Below are 23,453 nucleotides of genomic sequence, written 5' to 3'. Positions count from 1 at the left end.
ATATAAAAACCCTGACCGAAGCCAGGGTTTTTCGAGGTTTATGATAAAGTGGAGAAAGGGAGGTTTTCGTTTCCGCATCTCTTTCCTCCAGCAACCGGCCCCAACCAGCGGACAAAATATCCGCTAAACGGTTGGGACCTCCGGTGGTTTCGCTGGGTCGTCGGAAAAGGATACTCCACCGAAAATCTCCCTCTTTTTCTACTATTCTTCTTGTCAGCAGTCTCAAAAACCCTGACCGAGGTCAGGGTTCACTTCACTATTTGGCAGTCATAATCTCTTCTAATTCATCCAGCATTTTATTGGCGGCAATGACGCCCCCAGCCGTATTCCAGATGACATCATCTACCTTATGAACGTTTCCTTTCTTTGCGGCATCCAAATTTTTCCATAAAGGATCTTGCGTCCATTCTTTTTCCAGATTGATCGCCTTTTTATCACCATCAGGAGCATATGTGAAATAGAAGATTGTATCTGCATCCATCTCAGGGATCACTTCTTTGTCCACTTCCACTGCTAGCTTTCCAAGCTTGTTATCCTCTTTAAAGAGTTTTTCCTGATGTTTGGGACGCTTAAATCCGATTTGATCAAAGATGACACCCGTAAAGGAATCAGTGTAATAAATCCGGGTTACCCCAGGCAAAAAGCGAACGACAGATACTTCCTGATTTGCTTTGTCCCCCAATGATTGTTTTACTTCCTGAACATGTTCTTCATAGTGCTTCAAAACTTCCTTGCCCTTTTCCTCACGATTGATCGCTTTGGCATATAACTTGAAGTTTTTCTGCCAATCCCCGCGCAACGTCTCCGAAAACACGGTGGGGGCAATCTTATTCAGTTTATCGTAGACGGCTTCCTGACGGAGTTTATTTCCAATAATCAAATCGGGTTTAAGTGCAGCGATCTTCTCCACATTTACTTCCAGTTCCGTTCCGACAACCTCGACACCTTTCAGTTGATCTTCCAAATGATGATACCAGGGATCTCCCGTAAATGCTTTGACAGCTCCGACCGGTTTCACACCCATCGATAAAAGCGCTTCAATTCCTTCATTCGTTAACACAACAACTCGTTTGGGAGATTGAGGAATTTCGGTTTTGCCCATGGCATGTTCCACCGTATAAGCTTCTCCTTTTTTCCCTGTCTCCTCCGCATTCTGACTATTGCCACAAGCTGTTGTAATAAGCAATATAACAGCGGTTAAGAGCAAAAACGCCTTTTTGGAAGTTGAAAGCATAAGCGCACCCCTCGCACAATTGAAAATGATTATCAATTATTATCCTAGAATAAAGACATTCTTACTGTCAATATAAAAAATAGCTGGTTAAATCAACCACTTTATGACTTTATGTAAATTGAATGAAAATGATTTTCAACATCACCGGTGTTTGATACAATCAAAAGAGAGCCATACAGCGAGATGTCTACAGGTTGGGAGAGACGAAACGTTGATTCTGTCAAACCATTCCAAACTACTTATCTTTTTTTTATCCTTGCTTACGCTTCTTGTAAGCATGTGTCTTAGCATTGTATACGGTTATACGGATACCAGCTGGGCAACAGCATGGAATGCGTTTACCAACTTTGATGGCTCCAATGAACATATCGTGATTCAGAATGTCCGACTGTCCAGATCCATTATTGCAGCAATTGTCGGGGCAGGGTTGGCTGTATCGGGGGCGATTATGCAAGCGTTGACCCAAAATCCTTTGGCCTCTCCAGGTCTGTTCGGAATCAATGCCGGAGCCGGTTTTTTCATTGTCCTTTCCATTTCCTTTTTCTCTATAAACAGCATTCAGGGGTTTACATGGGTCGCCTTACTCGGTGCAAGCCTATCTGCTTTTATTGTTTATTTTATCGGTTCATTTGGCCGGGAAGGACTCTCCCCCATGAAGCTAACCTTGACAGGGGCCGCGATCGCCGCTCTTTTCTCATCGATGACCCAGGGGATATTGGTCACCGATGAAGCAGCTCTGGAAGAAGTGCTGTTTTGGCTGGCAGGCTCCGTTCAAGGGAGAAAGTTGGAATCCCTGTACACTGTATTGCCGTATATCATTACTGCCTTCCTCTTGTGTGCTGTATTGGCCCCCAAGATCAATGTATTGACGATGGGAGAAGAGGTTGCCAAAAGTTTAGGATTGCGCACAGGTACAGTGAAGTTCTTTGCCTCGGTCGCTGTTATTTTTCTGGCAGGAGGAGCCGTTGCAGTGGCAGGTCCCATCGGTTTTATCGGAATTGTGATTCCCCATATCGCCAGATATATTGTTGGAAATGATTATCGATGGATTCTGCCGTACTGTGCTGTATTTGGAGGGATTCTGCTGGTATTGGCAGATATCGCTGCCCGCTATGTAGTGATGCCCGAAGAGGTACCTGTTGGTGTGATGACTGCTGTTATTGGAACACCTTTCTTTATCACCATTGCGCGGAGGGGGTTCCATAAGACATGAAGAAATATATTTCCTTTCGATTGGGCAAGGATACCCTCTCCTTTTTAATCGATAAAAAATCAGCCGTTGTCACACTGATTCTACTACTGCTGACATTTTTCGTTTTTATTATCAGTACAGGTGTAGGAGAAGTGTTTATCGGACCTGTTGACAGCTTGCAGACGATTTTGGGCTTTGGTGACCCCATGCATGAATTGCTGATTCAATCGTTCCGATTGCCACGGATTATTATAGCTCTGCTCGTGGGTGCCGCTCTCGCTGTCGCAGGTGCCATTCTGCAAAATTTGGTTCGAAACCCCTTGGCGTCACCGGATGTGATTGGCATTACCGGAGGTGCTTCGGTAGCAGTTATTCTGTTTTTGACCCTTTTTTCAGACAGCAACCATTCCTTGACGGTTAGCTTGAAATGGTTACCAGTCGCTGCTTTTATCGGTGCGATGGTCACCACCTTTGCGATTTATTTTCTGGCATGGCAAAAAGGAGCTTCTTCCTTTCGACTCGTATTGATTGGAATCGGAATATCCATGTTAACCCAATCACTTACGACACTTTTTATGATTAAAGCTCCGATCTATCAGGCCGCACAAGCCAATGTCTGGATCACTGGAAGTATTTACGACGCCGATTGGAAACAAGTGCATATCCTCGTTCCAACAGTCATGATTCTTCTTATGATCACCATGATCATGGTTCGAAACATCAATCTTCAGGAGTTTGGAGATCAGATTGCAACCGGTATGGGAAGTCGTGTGGAGATCAACCGTTTCGCTCTGTTGCTGCTAAGCGCCGCTTTCATTGCAAGTGCTGTTTCCTTCTCAGGGGTTATCGGTTTTGTAGGTCTGATGGCCCCGCACATGGCCCGGCGCCTGGTTGGCTCCGCTTTTGGAGCCGTCCTGCCCATATCAGCATTACTCGGCGGTTTACTCGTAATGCTGGCAGATTTGACAGGCAGGACACTGTTTTTGCCGCTTGAGGTTCCTGCCGGGGTGTTTACAGCATCCATTGGAGCTCCCTACTTTATTTATCTGCTATATAAGAGCCGAAACTCATAAACATAGAAGGTGGAATGATCTATGCATGCCTTGCATACAAAATCATTAACCCTCTCCTACGGAGAGCAAATCGTTATCAATGAGTTGGACTTGACCATTCCTAAAGGAAAGGTCACGGTTTTCGTCGGAAGCAATGGTTGCGGAAAATCGACCTTGTTAAAATCACTGGCCCGCCTTTTGAAACCCCATAACGGCTCCGTTATTTTAGAAGGCAAATCCATCGCCAAGCTTCCTACCAAAGAGGTTGCCAAAAAGCTGGCCATTCTTCCTCAGTCTCCAGAAGCACCGGAAGGATTAACGGTTCTGCAATTGGTGAAACAGGGTCGATACCCCCACCAGAGCTGGTTGAAGCAATGGTCCAAAAAAGATGAGGAAGCGGTTCAACGCGCACTGGAAGTAACGCGGATGACTCCGTTTCAAGAGAAAACCGTCGATTCATTGTCTGGAGGACAACGACAGCGAGCCTGGATTGCCATGACCCTGGCACAGGAAACAGATATCATCCTTCTGGATGAGCCAACCACTTACTTGGATATGTCTTATCAAATTGAGATTTTGGATTTATTGTTTGAGTTAAACGAAACAGAAAAACGGACCATTGTCATGGTGTTACATGATTTAAATTTAACTTGCCGTTATGCACATCACATTGTGGCATTGAAAGATCAAACGGTTTATGCGCAGGGGCGACCGGAAGATGTGGTCAATTGCGAATTGGTGAAAGATGTTTTCAATATGGAATGTCAAGTCACCAAAGATCCGTTGTTTGGAACCCCTCATTGTATCCCTTACGGGAAAGGACGATGCCTATTGCAGGCGGCAGTGGAGCAAACAGCACTGTAATCTTAAAAGACCCATCTCTTGATAAAGAGTGGGTCTTTTCTGTCATTCAGTTTTGATATCCGGTTGACCCGTACCGTCCGATTCCTGACTGAAGGTTTCATCATCTGTTGTTTCCTTTTTTTCTGATGAAGTCTCATCACGTTCTTCTGATTCATCTGTTTTTGGTATCTGCAGATCCGGCAATGTTGGCAAACCTTTCAGTTTGGAATCCTGATAGACATACCAAACCAATCGAATGCGAATTTTGCCAGGCTTCTTATCATTAGCTATATACTCCCAGCCCTGAACAGAAATGATTCGTTGCATCTGATGAAGGGTACCGAATAGGGAAAGAAGCTCTGATTCCGTTCCCTCAACATAAAGATCGGCCCAATAAGGATGCAGATGAGAATCTCGAGGAAGTAAAGGGATCATCTGTTCCCTTTTCTTTTGTAAATTTTCCCCGTCTTCTTCCTCCCGTTTTTGAAGATTGGAGATATCTTCTGCTGTTCGAAATTCCACCCACTTCGCTCCAGAATCTTTTACTGCTTTTTGCAATTGGATGATCAATCTAGCAGGCTCCGCCTCAAGTGGAACCTTTTCCTGGAGGGCGGACAGTTCCCCTTCAGTCGGTTTCACAGGTGGTTGCCATTCGGGATGCAAAATTTTATGGTGTTTCTCCTTAAAGGCTTTGATTTCAGCTTCTTCTGCCTGTACCTGGCGAGCAGTGGACAGAAAGGGATAAAGTGCGGTCAGTGTGGCCAAGAGAATGAGAATCGTTCCTCCCGCCCAGATAAAAAAAAGCGTTTTACCATTCTTCCATCGACCGATCGGACGATACGGTTTCGGCTTCCTATTCCAAATCATTGTCCACCCCCGGCTTTTGATCCTGAATGGTTCCACCACCATCAGATGTCGAAGAGGGAGATTGTCCATCCTGATCCGAACGAAGCTTCCATGTAAAATGGAAGTGGAGAATTTTCTTTCCATCTTCCTTTTTGTCCAAGGGGGCATCTTCGGCACAGTTTGTACCGAAACAATCCAAAAAAACCCCTTTGACACGTACATCTTTTTTCAGAGATTCCAAGAAGTGAGCCGCTTCTGACCCTGAGGAAAAAACAGCCCATCCATCCATCCTCCGTCCATTGGCTTCGGATCGAAACAGCTCCGTCCCGGCGGGGAGCTTTTCATTTACTAAACGCAAACCTTCTGACCAAAGTACCCTTCTTTCCTCTAATTTCTCTACGGATTTTCTGTATTGGATTTTGGAACCGTGCTGTTTCATAAAATCCTCATAAGCAGCCACCTTTTCTCTCGCTTCCAGATCCGATTTCTCCAGGGGCTGATGCGCTTCCAACAGACGATCCACTTCTGCGGACTTTTCCATGTAAAGCCATCCACCCAAAGCAACCATCTGAATCAACCAGAGAAAAATAATGAGCAAGCCAGACCGAAAATACCGTCTTCCCGGTGGAAGTGGCGGCAACAGGTTCAACGGCTTTGTACGCCGGTCAGGGCCGCCCCCAAGGGAACGGACAGGGTGGTTCCCAGCCATCGAGACGTCTTTAGACTCAGTTTCTCGCTCATGAGATTCTTCGCCTCCGTCGCCATCCGAACCGGAGGTGTCTCCTTGGACTGCAACCACATCATGAGCTGTTTCAGATCGATTCCCTCCCCCGTCAGAACCCATACTCGGCTTTTTTTCCACAGCTCTAGGTTCATCCATTCCGGCCCCTCCTTTCCCAGGACTTCCAAAAGCGTCTCCCCATAATCCTGAATTTGCTCCGGATCTGCCAGCATGGGGGACATGGAATTCATGTCTGTCAGGTTATCATTTTTCATAAAGCGCACCATTTCAAACGGAACAAACCTCCCCCCCTGAAATACACCACGATGAAACAGATTTACGTCCACCCCATTTCTGAAAAACTGCAATGTAGCCATATGATCTAATAGACTGTCGTCGGAATAGTCCAGCCAACGTTGAAGGCTCAATGCAGAAAGGTCAATGGAAACAGGTTCAAGACCACAACATCGGATTCGGTCCACCCGTTCTTCCACCAGGGAACGGGACACTGCGGCCACCATCACTTCCTGTTGATCCCCTTCTTGCCAGACATGGCCGATCGGCTGGTAATCAAAATATGGATCATCAAAAGGGAGTTTCCACATTGGAATCACCTTCTTTTCGATCCATCGTCGCATCCGGTTTGAATCAATTTCTGGAATTTTCCATATTGCAGTGACAACATGGCGATTTCCCAAAGCCAAATGGACGTTTCGTGTTTTGAAACGCCTGTCAGCCAGCGCTTCTCGGACGGATTGAATCCATTCCTCTCGATCCACTTCTGACTGTTGAGCCATCTCTTCCTTGAAAAGGGGATGAACCATATATTGCATCAGGCGAACCCGACGAAATCCCCGTTTCATTTCTACCAATTTCAATAAAGAGTCCGTCCATTCCATTCCCAGGGCATAACGTGGAAACAGAGCCATTCTTTTTAACTCCTTTATCCATACGATTGAGATGTACGACCCATTGTCATTATCCTTCAAAATTTTGATTCAAAGGGTCAAAAGTCCTTGTATTTATTTTCTTTTTTTTTATCCAAATCGAAAATAGTCCATTTCATCTAATCCTTATCCTGAATAAAAACACTCTTAAGTCGTATGTAGTTAAAACTTTAACCTGTAACAAAGAAACAACCAATTCCACTCTACATTCTTTTGTTCGTTAGATATAGTTTACAGGAAGTCAAGAGGAAAACCCAACCCTTCAGAGAATGGGTTGGGTTTTAAAGCATTGATATTTTTGGCTTTTATACAATCGATAGCATTCGTTCCAATGCTTTTCGAGACCAATAAGTAGTCTCCGGGTCCACAGAAACCTGATTCACCGGCTGACCTTCCACCAAGCTTTCCAATGCCCACAGAAGATGGGGACGATCAATCCGATTCATTGTAAGGCAAGGACACATTGTCCGGCTAAGCAATTGAATCTGTTGTTCAGGATGATTCTCAGCGAGGCGTTGAACCAAGTTCACCTCTGTTCCAATCGCCCACTTGCTCCCGGCGGGTGCATTTTTGATTTGTTGAATGATATAACTGGTCGATCCGTTTTCATCGGCATTCTGTACCACGTCAAAGGTACATTCAGGGTGAACAATCACCTTTGTTTCCGGGTCCTGCTCCCGAACGCGTTTGATTTGATCCACTGTAAATTTCGTATGAACCGAACAGTGACCTTTCCACAGCAAAACGCGAATATCTTCCATCGATCCCTTGATCTCTTCCCAATCACCTTGAATCGGATTCCAGATCCCCATTTGTTCCAAGGGAATGCCCATGGAGAAAGCCGTATTTCGACCTAAATGCTGATCCGGCAGGAATAGGATTCGCTTTTTCCGGGAAAAAGCCCACTTGAGTACGCCGGATGCATTGGAAGAAGTACAAGTGGTCCCACCGTGTCGTCCCACAAAGGCTTTAATGGCTGCCGTAGAATTGACATAAGTGACGGGGATGATGGTGTCCCCCCATTCCTCTTGCATCACTTCCCAAGCTTCTTCCAACTCATCAATATCCGCCATATCCGCCATGGAGCACCCGGCTTTCATATCGGGAAGAATCACAATATGATCGTCATCAGTCAGGATATCCGCTGTCTCCGCCATAAAATGCACACCACAGAACACTGTATAACGCGCTTCTTTCTGTCTTTCAGCGATTCGGGCCAATTCTAATGAATCTCCGGTAAAATCAGCAAAGCGGATCACCTCATTCCGTTGATAATGATGACCCATAATCACCAATTCCTGACTCAGTCGATCCTTTGCCTGTTGAATTCGCTCATCATATACTTGATCGGAAAGATTTCGATAGGTTTCCGGCAGGGATGTATTTTTCACCAGCAATTGTTCGAGACTCACTTGGACTCCTCCTTACTGTATATATCCATACTGATATCCATCGCTGAGACAGAATGGGTCAACCACCCCAGAGAAATGGCATTCACTCCCGTCTCTGCCACAGCTCGTGCCGTTTTGGGAGTGATTCCTCCAGATGCTTCTGTCCAAATACGTCCGCTGATCATAGCAACTGCCCGTCGAAGGGTTTGCAGGCCCATATTATCGAGCAAAATGGCATCCACATCTAAAGAAAGCGCTTCCTCTACCTGTTCCAATGTATCAGCTTCCACTTCAACCTGCACCATGTGACCTGTATGTTCCCGGATCTGTTTCACCGCTTCAAAAAGGCTTCCAGCAACGGCAATATGGTTATCCTTGATCATGACACCGTGACTGAGTCCATAGCGGTGATTGGTTCCTCCTCCCACTCGAACAGCGTACTTTTCCAGCATCCGAAGACCTGGTGTCGTTTTCCGCGTATCTAGCACATGGCAATCCAAACCGTCCAGAAGATCTACAACCTGACGAGTAGTGGTCGCAATCCCTGAAAGATGTTGTAAAAAATTAAGAGCCACTCGTTCTCCAGTAAGCAAACTCCGCGTTTTTCCTTCCACCTGTGCCAAGATTGTACCAGGGGAAACAGTGTCTCCCTCTTCCACTTCACGAATCAAATGAACGTCGGAGTCCAACTGGTGAAATACTTCCTCCACCACAGATAATCCCGCTATGATTCCCTCTTCTTTCGCTCGAAAAACAGCGGCAGACCGCTTATTTTCTGATACCAATAGGTCGGTGGTCCAATCTCCTGGACCCAAATCCTCGTTCAATGCATCACATACTAATTTTTTCAAATGCAACGGATTCAACAGGCTCCCCCCTCCGGACCCAAGTCCGTCTGTTTCCCCATATTTTACGTTCAATCGGATAATCTCTCCGGTAATGTCCTCCCCGGCTCTCTCTTCGATATAAAGCAGATTCCAAAATAATTTGTGAAACAGTAATCATGTTTTGACCGATGCAATCTCTTTTTGACAAATCTTTCCCAATCGCTTTCAATGCGTCTAATGCATACATTAAGCCGTCTCGATCTCGAATGATTCCCGCATATTCCCACATCAGTTGACGGATGGTGCAAACTTCCAAGCTCTGATTCTGCTCACGTTTACATCTATTTAAATCGACAGTGGGAAGGGATGAATGCTTTTGAGGTGATAGAGACTGTGCCGCCTCTGCAACCCGCCGGGCAAAGACCACTCCTTCCAGAAGCGAATTGCTGGCAAGTCGGTTCGCCCCATGAACCCCTGTACAGGCCACTTCTCCTACAGCGAATAATCGGTGTACAGTAGATCGTCCAAATGTATCCGTCTGGATTCCACCCATCAAAAAGTGAGCCACTGGTGTAACAGGGATGGGGTCCCGCTCAGGGTCGATTCCGTTTGCAAGACAGTGGGCATAAATGGTGGGAAACCGTTCGGAAAACGTACACTGTAAACGGCGACCATCAAGAAACACCTTACGACCTTCCTGCATCTCCTGATAGATGGCTCTGGCAACCACATCACGAGGAGCCAGGTCTTTCCAATCATGATACCGTTCCATAAACGCTTCCCCATCATCATTGATAAGGATTCCACCCTCTCCCCTCACCGCTTCAGAAATAAGAAACATCGGATTCTGTTCCACTGCCAGTGCGGTGGGATGAAACTGGATAAATTCCATATCTCTGAGAACAGCGCCCGCCCGGTAGGCCATGGCCAACCCATCTCCGGTGATCATCGGGTCATTCGTGGTATAGCGAAACACTTGACCACATCCTCCGGTGGCTAATACAACCGCCCGTGCACTGCAAACCATGTCTTCTTGGCCGTTCGTTGCCAAAACTCCATAACACTCGCCTTCCTCGGCTACAAGGTCAGTCACCCGTGTATGCGCCAAAATCTGAATCCGGGAGTGTTTTCGGATGTGTTCCAAAAGCGTTTGTACCATAACTGCTCCAGTGGCATCTCCTGATGCATGAAGAATCCGGGAAACGCTGTGAGAACCTTCTCTCCCCAAAGCCCAGCCTGTTTCCGTCCGGTCAAAGGGAATGCCCAGTTTATAAAGACCTTCAACAACATGAGGCCCCTCCTTCACCAGTACATCCACAGCATGCTCATTGCACATCCCCGCGCCCGTTCGAAGCGTATCCTCCCGATGAAGGTCAGGGGAATCCTCTTTTCCCACTGCGGCAGCAATTCCACCTTGGGCACGAAAAGAGTTGCCGGCCTCCTCCTCAGCCCCGGTAAAAAGAAGAACCTCTCCATATTGAGCTAACTGCCAAGCCGTCTGAAGACCCGCAAGTCCACTTCCCACCACGACAAAATCCGTTGCCAGCTGTTTCATTTTTGTGATTCCTTTCACATATTTGTCACAACGAAATCACTTATATTTTCTCAGTAATATCTCTTTTGTCAACAGTAAATTGGATTCCATGAGCATTTTTTCACAACTCCTCCCTGCACCCACCATTCATCCGCTATAATAAAATGCAAGTACACATTTGATCCAGACGCATTGTTTGGTTCGTCGAACGCTTATAATCAAATCTGATTTTCCTTATTTTACCGATAAAAAAGGAGAAAAAGGAGGAAAGACACGAATGAAACGACTCTACTTTGACCATGCAGCCACCACTTTTCTTCGCCCGGAAGTCCGAGAGGCGATCATTCGCACGTTGGAAGCAGATCCAGCCAATCCGGCAAGTCTTCACGATCCCGGACAACATGCCAAACTTTTGGTGGAACAAGCTCGGACTGAAATTGCTGAAGCTTTCCATGCCTCACCAAGGGAAATTATTTTTACCGGAAGCGGAACAGAAGCCAATAATATGGCTGTCTTAGGGGCTGCCCGGAAGCGGCGAAAGCGCGGAAATCATGTAATCACCTCCCAAGTGGAGCACCCCTCTGTCCTGGAAGCTTGTCGACAGCTGGAACGAGAAGGATTTCGGGTGACCTATCTTCCTGTGGACAAAACCGGACAAATCCGAATAAAAGAGCTGGAACAGGCCCTAAGCGAAGAAACGATTCTGGTAAGTGTGATGGCAGCCAATAATGAAGTGGGGACATTGATGCCCATCCAGGAAATCGCAGCTCTGACAAAAGACAAGGGTATCCTGTTTCATACAGATGCGGTACAGTACTTCGGAAAATTCCCTGTTGATGTACAAAAGCTAGGTGTTGATCTCCTCAGCATCGGAGGTCACAAAATAGGGGGCCCAAAAGGGATAGGGGTATTGTATCTCCGAAACGGCATTCGTCTTCAACCCAATCTTTTTGGCGGAGGACAAGAACGCGGCTTACGCCCCGGAACCCTCAATGTACCCGCAATCGTTGGAATGGGAGTAGCCTGTCACTTGGCTGCCACAGACGTGCTCAATCGGTCCAGTGTGATGTCTCGAATCCAAAACTTGTTGTGGGAAAGGATCAATCAGGAGATTGGAGATGTTCAATTAAATGGACATCCTCATGATCGCCTGCCTAATCATTTAAATATACGCTTTGACCGGCTGGAAGGTCAGGCGGTGATGCTGGAGCTCAACCGGAGAAATGTTGCAGTCTCCACCAGTTCCGCTTGCAGTTCCGGAAAACAACACCCTTCCCATGTACTCACTTCAATGGGGCTATCCGATGAAGAATCCTATCAAAGTCTGCGAATCACCTGGGGTCCAGACACAACAGAAGAGGAAATCGATCAATTGGTAAAGCGATTAAAAACATCCATTGAAGAGCTCCGATCCAGGCTTCCTGTGCTTTGAGAAACCTTGAACAGAAGAGAAGAGTGGGTGATCAACCTGTAGAGCTTTTGGAGGTTGTCGAAAAAAGTTCTAACTTTGTATCCTCTTCTTCTCTATCTGACTCGTATATTCCGTCTGTTTTTGGTACAATCATCCTGTAGGGAAACCCTGTTGATGAGATAGAAAAAAGCGAGTAGTATGTATATCCGGTATCACCGGACACCGAGATGGCATATCGTCACCCTGTTTGGTTGACCTTCCGGTGCCCGACGATCCGTAAACCCAGCCGGTTTGCGGTTTTTTTGTAAAATGGTTACAAAAGACGTTCGATTGGACATCTTGTTGATATGACTCATTTTTAAAAGGGAGGTGTTTCCAATGCCTCAAACGAAATTTTTTCGAATCGGCTATGGAATTCTGTTGTTATTTTTGATCATCTTTGTGGGAATGAAGATCAAGTTCCTCTTTCATCCGCTGGTAGCTCTGGTTCAAACATTATTTTTCCCTTTTCTCTGCGCTGGAGTTCTCTATTACCTGTTTCGTCCCATCGTCTATTTTCTTGAAACGAAAGGGGTTCAACGAGTCTACTCCATCCTTTTGATCTACCTGCTTTTTATCGGGGTTATCGTGCTGTTTATCTTTCTGGTCGGTCCGCTTCTTTCCAAGCAAGTTACCCGACTTGTATCCGAATTTCCGGATCTGATTGACAGCCTGAAAGCTCGGCTGGTGGAACTTCAGGAAAATCCATGGGTGGGAGAATACTTTGAAGAGAAGAACTTGGAGAAATTGACTCAGGACTTTACGGATTTTCTGAGCAGCAGTATCACCACCATTGTGACGAATATTGCCAACTTCTTTGGAATTTTGGCCAACATCGTTGTTGTCTTTGTCACTGTGCCGTTTATCCTGTTTTATATGCTGAAAGAAGGGGAACAAGCCCCCAAACAGATACTCCGCTTGTTGCCATCCACGCAACGAACGGAGGGACGGCGAATCATGACGGATATGGACAAAGCGATCAGCTCCTATATACAGGGACAAGTGCTGGTCAGTATCTGTGTGGGGATTCTGGTATATATCGGCTACCTGATCATCGACCTGGATTACTCCCTGCTGTTGGCATTGATCACTATGTTTACCAATGTGATCCCGTTTATCGGTCCCATGATCGGAACCGTCCCTGCCCTGATCGTTGCGTTCATTGACGTTGACTCTACATTTATGGTTATAAAAGTACTGATTGTAACGGTACTGGTTCAACAACTGGAAGGAAACTTTATTTCTCCCCAGGTGATGGGACGGACACTCAATATTCACCCTCTCACCATCATCCTGCTCCTGCTGGTGGCTGGAAGCCTTGGAGGATTCCTCGGACTGTTATTGGCCGTCCCCACCTATGCCGTTCTCAAGGTGGTCGTCAGCCACACCTACCGACTGATTCGCCTTCGAAACCGTCGAAATGCAGGTACTTCCAATTAAAAACTTTAGCCGGGAGATCCGGCTTGAGGTTCATGAAAAAGTGTGAAGGGGTGATATCCGTTTCCGCATCTCTTTTCTCCAGCAAAAAGAAGTGGAATGAATCCGCTTCTTTTTGCTGGATTGCCGGAAAAGGATGCTCCGCCGGAAATCCCCCTCTTATTGCCTTTGTCAGCAGTCTCGGCTTTTTATCTTTCATCGCCCGTTATCTCTTTTAATGCCTTTAACACCATTTGGTAATAACCTGGAGAATAAGGAACAAAATCCTGAAGTGTCACCCTTCGTTTTTCTTCTCGATGCCTTCCATCTTCCAACTGGATGGTTCCGGTAAGTTCCGCCTCAACCTTTTCTTTTTGGATCAATTGCTCCATCAATGGCAATTCCACCTCAAACAATCCAGAAACCTCTTCCGGTTGAAGTTGAAAGGTTTGGATTCGATCATGACATTCATACAGATGAACATGGATAAATTCCCGGTCAATCCACCCATCTCCAATGATCTCCTCTCTCCAGATCCCCAACGGAATGCAAGCTCTATAATGTGCCTTAATACCCAACTCCTCTTCCAACTCCCGGACCCCATCTGAGATTTGTTCACCGTGCAGCAGGTGACCAGCGGCAGTCACATCTAAATGGTTGGGATGCGCTTTTTTATCCGGATGGCGCAATTGAAGCAGAAGCCGGATTTTCCCCTTTTCTTCCCTAAACAGCCAACAGTGAAACGTTTGATGCCAAAGTCCCTCCCGATGAACGCACTCCCGATCAGCCGTTCCAATGATATTCCGATTGGCGTCCATTACGTCCAATATCTCAACCGAATTTGCAGTTTGATCCCCTTCTGTATGCTTCAGATTCCTTCAACCCCTTTTAATACTCTGCCAGGCTACCTTTGCGCTCTCCCTTCGTTCCGGCTACTTCGGATTTTGGGACAAACGATGAATCTAATCAACCGATTATATTTGGAAAGCACCGTCAATCCCGCATCGACTTCAACCGGGATTTCATGATCTTTCGCATACTGTCCGCCAATAACGACAGACCACATAACTCCTGAATGGCTTCTGCATCCTGATTTCGACGGTGAAGAATATCATTGACCGCCTGAATATTCCATTGGGGCACGGGGCGGTCAATCAACGTCAAAAACTGACCCGCTTCCACAACGCCTTCTTCAAGGACACGAAGATACCAGCCACTTTTCCCGTTTTCGGTGATACGCTTTGCGATCCCTTTCACTTCCCAGCGCTGATCCAGTTTCCAGCACGGGATTCTCGATTGAGAGACCTGAAGTCGTGCTGTACCCACCTGATAGACATCGCCAATGCAGACCGTTTCTTCATCCAAACCGTCCACCGTAAAATTTTCTCCAAACATCCCATAGTTCAGCTCAGAAATCCCCAGTTCCTTCTGCCAAGTGTCATAGTGTCGCACAGCATAGGCAAGAATAGCTTTATCGGATCCCCCATGGTTTTTAAGGTCCGCCTGTCCGTCACCTTCCAGATTGGTTTTTCCCAGCCGGACAGGTCCTTCAACCGGCTGTTTAAAGATTCCGCTATGCCAAGGCTTCCCGTTTGGCAATTCCATGGTACGGGGTTTCCCCACCTGAAGAGATTGCAGCCGTCCCCCATTACGCCTGTCCATGTTTCCCACCTCACTTTGCCAATTCATAAATCGCCTGTGCATACAAAGCGGCTGCTTTCACCAAATCATCCACCACCATAAACTCATCTTTTTGATGGGCTTTCTCCGGATGTCCGGGAAACAAGGGTCCAAAGACCACACCAGGACGCAGAGCGCGAGCATACGTGGCTCCACCGATGGAAAAAGGCTCCCCCTTTTCTCCTGTCTGTTCTTCGTAAACGTTTTGCAATGTCTTGACAAGAGGATGATCCGGACGAACATAGTTACCCGGTTTGTGGTCTACATGTGTAATCTCCAAACCGTAGGGATGAACTTTCTCCGCCACTTGATTCCGTATGGACTCCATATCTCCGGAGATCGGATATCGAATATTCAGTTCTACATGCTGTCCTTTTCCGGATTCATAACGGAAGACTCCTCCATTTACCGTCAGTCGTCCCACTTGTTCATCTTCCTGGGCAATCCCCAGTTTTTCTCCAAAATAACTGTCATCCAACAGGTCATGGATAAGCGAAATATAGCGATTACCATTTTTGTCCAATTGAATTCCCCTAAGCAAACGTGCCATGCAATAGGCCGCATTGACACCTTGATCCGGTTCCGACCCATGATGGGCCACGCCTTCCATCACCAACATCAGATGGTCATCTGCCTCTTCGGCGTATCCACGGATTCGGTGAGTCAAGAGAAAATCCTGAATCTGTTCCTTCAGTTCAAATACATCACCGTCGCCCTCCAGACGGACAGCAGCAAAATCCGGGACCATATTGGGTCGTTGACCCGCTTCAAAACGAGCCAGCTTCCACTCGCCTTCGTTCATTGCAGAAGCCGTTTCAGCAGAACCGGACAACGTGAGATCAAGCAACCCTTTCTCCGCATTGATAATCGGAAAATCGGCATCAGGAGTGAATGCCAGATCGGGCATCGGCTCCCGTTCAAAATAATATTTCACATCGCGCCATTGACTTTCTTCATCCGTTCCAAAAATCAACCGGACACGCCGATTCAGGGATAGACCCAACTCCTTTACCAGCTTCAAGGCAAAAAAGGCAGCGATCGCCGGACCTTTGTCGTCCTGAACACCCCGGGCATAAAATTTGCCATCCCGAATTTCCGGTTCAAAAGGGTTGGATGTCCATCCTTCACCGGTTGGAACCACATCAAGGTGCGTTAAAATACCAACAATCTCTTCTCCTTCTCCATATTCGATATGACCCGCATAGCCTTCAATATTTTTGGTCAAAAATCCCTCTTTTTCTCCAAGTTTCAGCATATAATCCAACGCTTCTGCAATCCCCTGACCAAAAGGAGCTCCCGTCTTGGCAGTGGATTCGTCCAAGACGCTCTCAATCGAACATAGTTCCTTAAGCCGCTCCAACAATTCTTCCCGATATGCCTCCATTTTCTGCTGCCAATGAATGGACAAAAGCAATTCCCCCTGTTCTATGTATGGTGAAGTATCCCGCTCTGCCAACCATCAACATATTCTTCGGCATCATTTCACCATGTTTTCAAAACCCGTTGCTTGCGCTTCCTTCAGCGCATTCAGCAAAAAAGGATGAATATGACCATTGCTGGCTGAGATATGGCGAACCACCAGGTCATACCCATGTCCAGCCGTATCTGTCACATCTCCCCCGGCTTCCAGCACCAACAGGCTTCCAGCAGCCAAATCCCAAGCATTGAGGTCCAACTCCCAAAAACCTGTTAATCTGCCTGCTGCTACATACGCCAAATGGAGAGCAGCCGACCCACCAGCGCGAATGTTTCGACAGAGAGGAGACAATTTCAATATCCCTTCCAGGTTTCGTTGTCGCGCCTCCTTGTCACCCGCTGGAAAACCTGTGGCAAGCAAACTTTCTTCAAGCGTTTTCTCATTGGAAATCCTGATTTCTTTTCCATTGAGAAACGCTCCCTTTCCCTTTTCAGCAGTAAAAAGCTCATCCCTCAGAGGATCGTAGATCACCCCAGCAACCACTTCCTGATTGTAAGCATAGGCAATCGAAACACAAAACATCGGAAACCCATGAACAAAATTGGTTGTCCCATCGATTGGATCAACAATCCACAAATGTTCACAGCCGCGGTGTTCCTCCAGGGCTTCTTTGGAAGCCTTCGCTCCGGGCTCCACCCCTTCTTCTCCCAGAATCACATGCTCAGGGTATTGGCTCAGAAGCTGTTTCCGTATCATTGCCTCTGAAGCTTGATCCACTTCTGTCACCAAATCTTGGGCGGAGGATTTATACTGAACCTGTTTCGCAACAGCAGCTTTTTGCCGAATCAGTTTTCCGGCCTCTTTTGCAGCTTGCACAGCCGTATTTAAAGTGGACAATATCCCACCCCTCCCGTTTTTGAAGATCCACTCTAATATACCATTCTTCTCCTGTCAACTGCTCACCATTAAAATGGTAAGCTTGTATCTGTCCAGCAGTACAAACGTCTTATAGACTCCTGCCTTAAACTGACGATACACCATGGGCAGGTCGACAACTACCCGCACTCGATCAGTCATGCTGACCGAGTTCCTGCACAAGGTACTCCATTCCCTTACGGTGCAAGTTCATGGCACCAATACGATCATCATTCGAGGTATAACCGCAGATTCTGCATTGGAAAATATGTTTCTTTTTGTTGCGGTTCGATTTCTCAGTGTGACCGCACTTCGGGCAAGATTGAGAAGTGTATTCTGGGTCAACAGCAATCACCGTGGATTGGTTCATCTTCGCTTTGTACTCGATCATCTTTCTAAGTTGGTAGAATGCCCAACCTACTGTATACCATCGGTCATGCTTTCAAACCTTTTCCGTTGCGGAACGGACACCCTCCAAATCTTCCAACACGATGAGGCTGTTCTTCCCTGCCTGTTCAACGAGTGCCTTTGAGATCGCATGATTCACATGCGTCATCCAACGGTTTTCTCGGTTTCCGATTTTCCTTAATCGGCAACGAGCAGAAGAAGTTTGCTTCTGTTGGAGAGACTTGCGAACACGTTTGTATTGAGCCCGTTTGTCTTTGATATACCGACCTTTGTAGAAGGCAGTGAGATCCCTGGAGTCGTAAGTTACAGCAAGAAAGTTCAATCCAAGATCCACTCCGACGATGTTACGAACTTCATTCAAATCAGCATCTGGAAACTCTTTCGTCACCGGGATATGTAGAAAGAACTTCCCTTTCCTGAAGACTAATTTTGCTGTCCCGAACGTCCAAGTCCCATCGAAGAACTGCTCCATTTGCTTTGTTTCAAAAGGAACCTTTACCCGACCTTGCAACGTGTTTACGGAGAACATCCCACCTAAAAGGGAATAGTCCCGATTCCAAACCAAATCGTATTCCGGTTTCCTAAACCGAACCTTTGACCAGTCATGACCGTTCGTCTTATTGGACTTGTATCGTGCAATCACTGTCTTCATTACGGACTGAGCCATTTGGGAACGAAGGTCATAGACGGAACGAAGATCTTGGTAGGTTCCCTTGTGCAAGGAGGCTTGAACAAGGTTCCTCGTTTGATAAACCCGATCTGAAACGAAGTTGCAACCGTTCCGATAGGCCTGCAACGTCTCCTTTAACAATCTGATTTGTTCGAAATCGGGTTTGATTTTTTACCTTCGCTGTGATGGTGAATTGCAGCTTTTTCACCTACCTTTCATTAAGATGATTGTATAAAAATTTTCAGTGAAAGGTAAGCGTCAAATTTAAGAAGGGAGGTACAACAGTAGAAAAAATGGTTGTTCGATGCATCCCCATAAGGGGGATACCGAACAACGCCGACATTCCTCTACGCCAATGAATTGGCGAGTCTCCTGTCAGCAATTTTCATGAAACCCAGCGCTATCACTCTTTTTCCCAGTTGACAGTAATATTTTTGTAATGTTACTGTAACATTATATTAATAATCACCCTGAAAGGGGGCTTTATCATTGAAAGTCCTGGTTACTGGTGGGGCAGGCTTTATCGGCTCTCATGTGGTAGATACATATATTCAACACGGTCATGAAGTCGTCGTTGTGGACCATCTCCGTTCCCAAAAGAAAAAGCGGGTCCATGATCAAGCCCGGTTTTACAATGTGGATATTCGTTCAGAACAGTTTGAATGGGTGGTAGAACAGGAACAACCGGATATCATCAATCATCACGCCGCCCAGAAGTCTGTACCCTATTCCGTAAAAGACCCCCTATATGATGCAGATATGAATGTGATGGGATTTCTGAATGTACTGGAAGCTTGTGTGAAGCACCAGGTAAATAAAATTATCTGTGCTTCTTCAGGTGGAGCATTGGCTGGCAATAAAATTCCTGCCACTGAAGATCTTGAACCCCAGTTTACTTCTCCCTATGCCATCTCCAAATACATCGGAGAAAAATATCTTCATTTCTATTCCAGCCACTATGGATTAAACTATACCGTTCTTCGCTATTCCAATGTCTATGGACCCCGACAAAAGGCCGATGGCGAATCCGGTGCGATTCCAATCTTCTTCAACAATTATCTGGCCAATCAACCCTCCGTTTTAATGGCTTATCCGGATCAGCCCCGTGGAACCACCCGTGATTACATCCATGTTCGCGATGTGGCTTACGCCAATCTTTTGGCTTTGGATCGAGGCGAAAACGAAATCATACATATTGCCTCTGGAGAGGAAATACACATGGAAGAAATCTATGAATTAATGCAAGAAGTGCTTGGACATGAACTTCCCCTGTTTCGAAAAGGTCCGCGTGACGGTGATGTAAAACGAAGCTGTCTGGACCCATCCAAGGCCAAAGAAATTTTGGGATGGGAAGCTACAGTTTCTCTCAGGGAAGGGATTGAAGAACTTCGGGAGCTTCATCAGTGCGTCAAAGGAGAAATTTCCTAACGCTACCTCAATAAAAGAACCCAATCCTTACGTCAAGGAATGGGTTCTTTTCTGTTAAATCCGTCTTTAAACCATATGAGCCTTCGCTAATCCAAAATAAAGTGAGTACTCACTTTATTTTGGGCTCCTATATCTGATAGGATGGAATATGAAGGGAGGAAAAAGATGATGTGTTCCGAATTGACAACCGATGTGTTAATTGTTGGTGGTGGACCGACCGGATTGATGGCAGCCAATGAATTGCTTCGCCAGGGTATCGACTTTCAAATAATCGAAAAGCGAACAAAACCCTCTCAACAATCCAGAGCTCTTGCCATTCAACCCCGAACCCTAGAAACCTTGGATCAGATGGGACTGGTGGACCGATTTATCAAGCAAGGATTTCCTTCTCCGGGAGCAAAACTCCATTTTGAAGGTACTCCCTTGGCCAAAATTGAATGGTCCCATTTGCAGACACATTTTCCATATCTGATGGTTCTCCCTCAATCAAAAACAGAAACCATTCTGGAAAATCATCTCGTCGAGCAGGGAGGATCAGTGAAGCGAAAATGGGAATTTTCCCATCTCTCGATCCGTGATGGATATGTACATGTGACCGCAATCGACCCCAACCAAAGAGAAAAGACCATGATTGCCCGGTATCTTCTCGCTTGTGATGGCGCCCACAGCCCTGTCCGAAAAGATTTAAACATACCGTTTTCCGGGGAGGGGGAAAACACTACTTTTTTCCTTGGGGATGTACAGGTCAATGGGTTAGATAGCACCTATATCAACGTTTTTCTGACAGAACGGGGATTAGCCGCCTTTTTTCCCTTCAAGGAAGAGCACTATCGCGTGATCACTGTGGACTTCTCGAAACAGCACTTCCCTCACCAGGATGCTCTCTCTTTGGTTGAACTGCAAGAAAGTGTTGACCGCATTATTCCGCATCAATTTGAGTTAACTGATCCGCAATGGCTTACACAATTTGGGACAGCCCACCGCCAGGTTCCCTCCTATCGCTATGGACCTGTCTTCTTCCTAGGGGATGCCGCCCACATCCACAATCCTGCAGGGGGACAGGGAATGAATCTTGGAATTCAGGATGCAGCCAATCTTACCTGGAAACTGGCACTGGTCTTATCTGGGAAAGGTCATCCGGACATTCTGGATACATTTCATACGGAACGCCATCCAATCGCTGAAGCAACCCTCAAAGGAACCAGCCGTGCACTGAAAGCGCTAACGATCAAGCCTCCATGGACAAAAGTGCGCAATTGGCTGGGGAGAAGCGTCCTTACCAGCCAAACGATGCAAGATAAGATCCTAAATCAAATCTCCAATCTTGCCGTTCATTATCGGTCCACTCCCCACGCAGAAAAGGGACTGGACCCCCTGATAAGCAGTTCAGCTCTCTGTGCCGGAGATCGTGTGCCCGATCTAATTTTTCTCAACAACAACCATTCTACAATCCGTCTGTTTGAACTGCTTCGGAAACCACGATTTCTTTGCCTATACTATATGGAAGAGTTGAATGCCTCCCACCTTTCTGAAGTGATGGATACAATCCATACTCTGGAGAGCCACTTTAAGGATCAACTCTCTTCTTTCATCATTAGCAAAGGCGGCACACGAAAACTTTTCAAGGATTTGCCCGCCATGCTGTTTGATGTCCATGGGGAAGTGCCGAGCAAACTGGGAATGAAAATGGGTCATCTGCTTGTCATCCGCCCGGATGGCTACGTCGCTTTCCATTTATCCAGTTGGAAATCCGAACCGGCTCTAGAAAAAATCAATCTTTGGCTCAAGGAACAAGCGACGGTTTGACTCCATCATTCTCTATTTCAAGAAACAAATGGCCTCCTTTTCTTTAAAAGGAGGCCCGTCACAATCTACTCCAATACCCTGAGAACCTGATAAATCAACCAACTCATCAATGCAGTGCCGGGAAGGGTAAAAATCCAAGCATACATAATTTTACCGGCAATTCCCCAGCGTACGCCTTTCAGCCTTTCCGCTGCTCCCACACCGATAATAGAACCTGTGATGGTATGCGTCGTACTGACAGGAATCCCCACCTTGGCAATAGTCGTAAGCAGGAGTGCCGCAGCTGTCTCGGCAGCAAAACCGTGGGGTGTATCCAAATGATTCAGGCGCATCCCCAAGGTTTTGATCACTCGCCAACCTCCGACCGCCGTTCCCAAAGCCATCGCCAACCCAGCAGACAAAATCACCCAGAACGGTATTTCTATACTGTCAACAAATCCCCCGGCAAAAAGCGCCAAAGTGATGATCCCCATTGCCTTTTGCGCATCGGATGTACCATGACTAAAAGCCATAAATGAAGCCGACAAAATTTGCAGGGGATGAAAGAGGCGCTTTACTTTGGAAGGAGGACGATTACGAAAGATACCCCGGATCAATTTCATCAATCCCCAAGCCATCAATCCCCCCAGCAACGGAGAAACGAGCAAAGCCACCAATACCATCGTCACACCGGATGTTTTCACAATCGCAAAACCCTTATAAGCAACAGCGGCTCCCACCAAAGACCCGATCAGACCATGCGAGGCACTGACGGGCAGACCCAGAATCGTCATAACCGTATTCCAGATGATTGAGGCCATGAGGGTGGCTACAATCACCATTTGCGTCACATGGTTCGGGTCAACGATATCCTTCCCAATCGTCTTGGCAACAGCCGTTGAAAAGAACGCACCCGCCAAATTCAAAACCGCTGCCAACAAGACCGCTTTTGTTGGGGTTAACGTCCGGGTTCCGACCACAGTGGCGATCGCGTTGGCCGAGTCGTTCCAACCATTGGTGAAATCAAAGATCAGTGCCAGTAAGACGACCAAAACGATCAGCACCGTCGGATCAAGCATACTTCATAACCACACTTTCCAATACATTGGCCAGATCCTCGGTGGTATCACTCACACCCTCCAGCTTCTCATACAACTCCTTCATCTTGATCAGCTCAATGGGGTCTTTCGGCTCTTCAAAAAGTGAACCCACAGATTCCCGCATCAGACGATCCGCCTGGTTTTCAAGGAGATTTATCTCTACTGAATGTTTACGTATACTGGTGAAATCGCGTTTTTCCAAAGCGATAAACGATTCCTGCAAAAACTCCGCAGACCGTTCCAAGATCTCAGCAAATTGCATCAAATAGGGCGTTGTCTTCTCTACATGACAGTAAACAATCCGAGAAGCACAGGCTTCTACACCATCCAACACATCATCCAGCTTTACTGCCAATTGAAGGATATCTTCACGATCCATTGGAGTGATAAAGGTTTGATTCAGTTCATGCAACAATATGTGCGTATATTCATCCCCTTTATTCTCCAATTCCTTCAACTTCTCCGCATACTCTTCTTTGTGTTCCAGTGTCTCAACATTTTGGCGGAACAATTGCGTCGCTTCAACGATGTTACTCGCCGCCTCCACGAGCGTCTGATAGAACACTGAGTCTTTTGATCGACTAAAGAACAACACGG

The 23,453-nt window shown here is 46.6% G+C and carries 23 protein-coding genes and 1 pseudogene; 7 read left to right on the top strand and 17 right to left on the bottom strand.

Going from position 1 to position 23,453, the window contains the following annotated elements; genetic code table 11:
• Positions 1-38: 38 nt before the first annotated feature.
• The gene (locus FN782_RS16945) at positions 39-179 is read right to left on the bottom strand and encodes a hypothetical protein (RefSeq protein WP_185956311.1); all 141 of its coding nucleotides are present in this window, start codon (positions 177-179) and stop codon (positions 39-41) included.
• Positions 180-256: 77 nt separating this feature from the next.
• Positions 257-1,234 (bottom strand): ABC transporter substrate-binding protein, encoded by a 978-nt coding sequence (locus FN782_RS13510; protein ID WP_142506337.1) that lies wholly within the window; start codon positions 1,232-1,234, stop codon positions 257-259.
• A 211-nt stretch (positions 1,235-1,445) separates the two neighbouring features.
• Between FN782_RS13510 and FN782_RS13505 the strand changes: the two genes are divergently transcribed.
• From FN782_RS13505 to FN782_RS13495, 3 genes are read left to right on the top strand one after another with little or no spacing between them, the layout of a single operon-like run.
• Positions 1,446-2,447: a FecCD family ABC transporter permease gene (locus FN782_RS13505; RefSeq protein ID WP_246064957.1), complete on the top strand. Its 1,002-nt coding sequence runs from the start codon at positions 1,446-1,448 to the stop codon at positions 2,445-2,447.
• Complete coding sequence (locus tag FN782_RS13500) at positions 2,444-3,499, top strand: FecCD family ABC transporter permease (RefSeq protein ID WP_142506335.1); 1,056 nt, start codon at positions 2,444-2,446, stop codon at positions 3,497-3,499. The genes FN782_RS13505 and FN782_RS13500 overlap by 4 nt, the downstream gene beginning before the upstream one ends.
• 21 nt (positions 3,500-3,520) lie before the next feature.
• Complete coding sequence (locus FN782_RS13495) at positions 3,521-4,342, top strand: ABC transporter ATP-binding protein (RefSeq protein ID WP_142506334.1); 822 nt, start codon at positions 3,521-3,523, stop codon at positions 4,340-4,342.
• A 42-nt stretch (positions 4,343-4,384) separates the two neighbouring features.
• Here FN782_RS13495 and FN782_RS13490 read toward each other — a convergent pair whose 3' ends face one another.
• From FN782_RS13490 to FN782_RS13465, 6 genes are all read right to left on the bottom strand, one after another.
• Positions 4,385-5,188 (bottom strand): hypothetical protein, encoded by an 804-nt coding sequence (locus tag FN782_RS13490; RefSeq protein ID WP_142506333.1) that lies wholly within the window; start codon positions 5,186-5,188, stop codon positions 4,385-4,387.
• Complete coding sequence (locus FN782_RS13485) at positions 5,175-5,876, bottom strand: hypothetical protein (protein WP_221930192.1); 702 nt, start codon at positions 5,874-5,876, stop codon at positions 5,175-5,177. Before FN782_RS13485 ends, FN782_RS13490 begins: the two co-directional genes overlap by 14 nt.
• Complete coding sequence (pilM, locus tag FN782_RS13480; protein WP_142506331.1) at positions 5,813-6,817, bottom strand: type IV pilus biogenesis protein PilM; 1,005 nt, start codon at positions 6,815-6,817, stop codon at positions 5,813-5,815. Before pilM ends, FN782_RS13485 begins: the two co-directional genes overlap by 64 nt.
• Before the next feature lie 323 nt (positions 6,818-7,140).
• The gene (nadA, locus tag FN782_RS13475; protein ID WP_142506330.1) at positions 7,141-8,247 is read right to left on the bottom strand and encodes a quinolinate synthase NadA; all 1,107 of its coding nucleotides are present in this window, start codon (positions 8,245-8,247) and stop codon (positions 7,141-7,143) included.
• The gene (gene nadC, locus FN782_RS13470) at positions 8,244-9,092 is read right to left on the bottom strand and encodes a carboxylating nicotinate-nucleotide diphosphorylase (protein WP_142506329.1); all 849 of its coding nucleotides are present in this window, start codon (positions 9,090-9,092) and stop codon (positions 8,244-8,246) included. The genes nadA and nadC overlap by 4 nt, the downstream gene beginning before the upstream one ends.
• On the bottom strand, positions 9,058-10,608 hold the full coding sequence (locus FN782_RS13465) for an L-aspartate oxidase (RefSeq protein WP_142506328.1): 1,551 nt from the start codon (positions 10,606-10,608) through the stop codon (positions 9,058-9,060). Before FN782_RS13465 ends, nadC begins: the two co-directional genes overlap by 35 nt.
• A gap of 256 nt (positions 10,609-10,864) precedes the next feature.
• Between FN782_RS13465 and FN782_RS13460 the strand changes: the two genes are divergently transcribed.
• Entirely contained in the window at positions 10,865-12,019 is a 1,155-nt protein-coding gene (locus tag FN782_RS13460; protein WP_142506327.1) for a cysteine desulfurase family protein, read from the top strand.
• A 357-nt stretch (positions 12,020-12,376) separates the two neighbouring features.
• Positions 12,377-13,477: an AI-2E family transporter gene (locus tag FN782_RS13455; RefSeq protein WP_142506326.1), complete on the top strand. Its 1,101-nt coding sequence runs from the start codon at positions 12,377-12,379 to the stop codon at positions 13,475-13,477.
• On the opposite strand, the gene FN782_RS16940 is transcribed toward FN782_RS13455, so the two are convergent.
• From FN782_RS16940 to FN782_RS13425, 7 genes and pseudogenes are all read right to left on the bottom strand, one after another.
• Positions 13,416-13,673 carry a hypothetical protein gene (locus FN782_RS16940; protein ID WP_185956309.1) on the bottom strand — a complete coding sequence of 86 codons (258 nt, stop codon included), beginning with the start codon at positions 13,671-13,673 and terminating at the stop codon, positions 13,416-13,418. The genes FN782_RS13455 and FN782_RS16940 overlap by 62 nt on opposite strands.
• Entirely contained in the window at positions 13,663-14,271 is a 609-nt protein-coding gene (locus FN782_RS13445; RefSeq protein WP_142506324.1) for an NUDIX hydrolase, read from the bottom strand. Before FN782_RS13445 ends, FN782_RS16940 begins: the two co-directional genes overlap by 11 nt.
• Positions 14,272-14,446: 175 nt before the next feature.
• Positions 14,447-15,115 (bottom strand): MOSC domain-containing protein, encoded by a 669-nt coding sequence (locus FN782_RS13440; protein WP_221930191.1) that lies wholly within the window; start codon positions 15,113-15,115, stop codon positions 14,447-14,449.
• A 10-nt stretch (positions 15,116-15,125) separates the two neighbouring features.
• Complete coding sequence (pepV, locus tag FN782_RS13435) at positions 15,126-16,541, bottom strand: dipeptidase PepV (protein ID WP_142506322.1); 1,416 nt, start codon at positions 16,539-16,541, stop codon at positions 15,126-15,128.
• A gap of 69 nt (positions 16,542-16,610) precedes the next feature.
• Complete coding sequence (locus FN782_RS13430) at positions 16,611-17,447, bottom strand: inositol monophosphatase family protein (RefSeq protein ID WP_246064956.1); 837 nt, start codon at positions 17,445-17,447, stop codon at positions 16,611-16,613.
• Positions 17,448-17,501: 54 nt separating this feature from the next.
• On the bottom strand, positions 17,502-17,627 hold the full coding sequence (locus tag FN782_RS17320; protein ID WP_281285965.1) for a hypothetical protein: 126 nt from the start codon (positions 17,625-17,627) through the stop codon (positions 17,502-17,504).
• Positions 17,620-18,742, bottom strand: a pseudogene (locus FN782_RS13425) (RNA-guided endonuclease InsQ/TnpB family protein). Before FN782_RS13425 ends, FN782_RS17320 begins: the two are co-directional and overlap by 8 nt.
• Before the next feature lie 290 nt (positions 18,743-19,032).
• On the opposite strand from FN782_RS13425, the gene FN782_RS13420 reads away from it, so the two are divergent.
• Positions 19,033-19,971 (top strand): NAD-dependent epimerase/dehydratase family protein, encoded by a 939-nt coding sequence (locus tag FN782_RS13420; protein ID WP_142506320.1) that lies wholly within the window; start codon positions 19,033-19,035, stop codon positions 19,969-19,971.
• Positions 19,972-20,136: 165 nt separating this feature from the next.
• Positions 20,137-21,777: an FAD-dependent monooxygenase gene (locus FN782_RS13415; protein WP_185956307.1), complete on the top strand. Its 1,641-nt coding sequence runs from the start codon at positions 20,137-20,139 to the stop codon at positions 21,775-21,777.
• 65 nt (positions 21,778-21,842) lie between these two features.
• On the opposite strand, the gene FN782_RS13410 is transcribed toward FN782_RS13415, so the two are convergent.
• Positions 21,843-22,835 carry an inorganic phosphate transporter gene (locus tag FN782_RS13410; RefSeq protein ID WP_142506318.1) on the bottom strand — a complete coding sequence of 331 codons (993 nt, stop codon included), beginning with the start codon at positions 22,833-22,835 and terminating at the stop codon, positions 21,843-21,845.
• Positions 22,828-23,448, bottom strand: coding sequence for a DUF47 domain-containing protein (locus tag FN782_RS13405; protein WP_185956306.1), 621 nt, complete (start codon positions 23,446-23,448; stop codon positions 22,828-22,830). The genes FN782_RS13410 and FN782_RS13405 overlap by 8 nt, the downstream gene beginning before the upstream one ends.
• Positions 23,449-23,453 lie beyond the last annotated feature (5 nt).

The sequence above is a fragment of the Melghirimyces algeriensis genome (assembly GCF_900182565.1).
Classification (GTDB): Bacteria; Bacillota; Bacilli; order Thermoactinomycetales; family DSM-45169; genus Melghirimyces; species Melghirimyces algeriensis.
The sequence above is the reverse complement of the archived record's forward strand: the minus strand, read 5'-3'. Positions and strand labels throughout refer to the sequence as shown.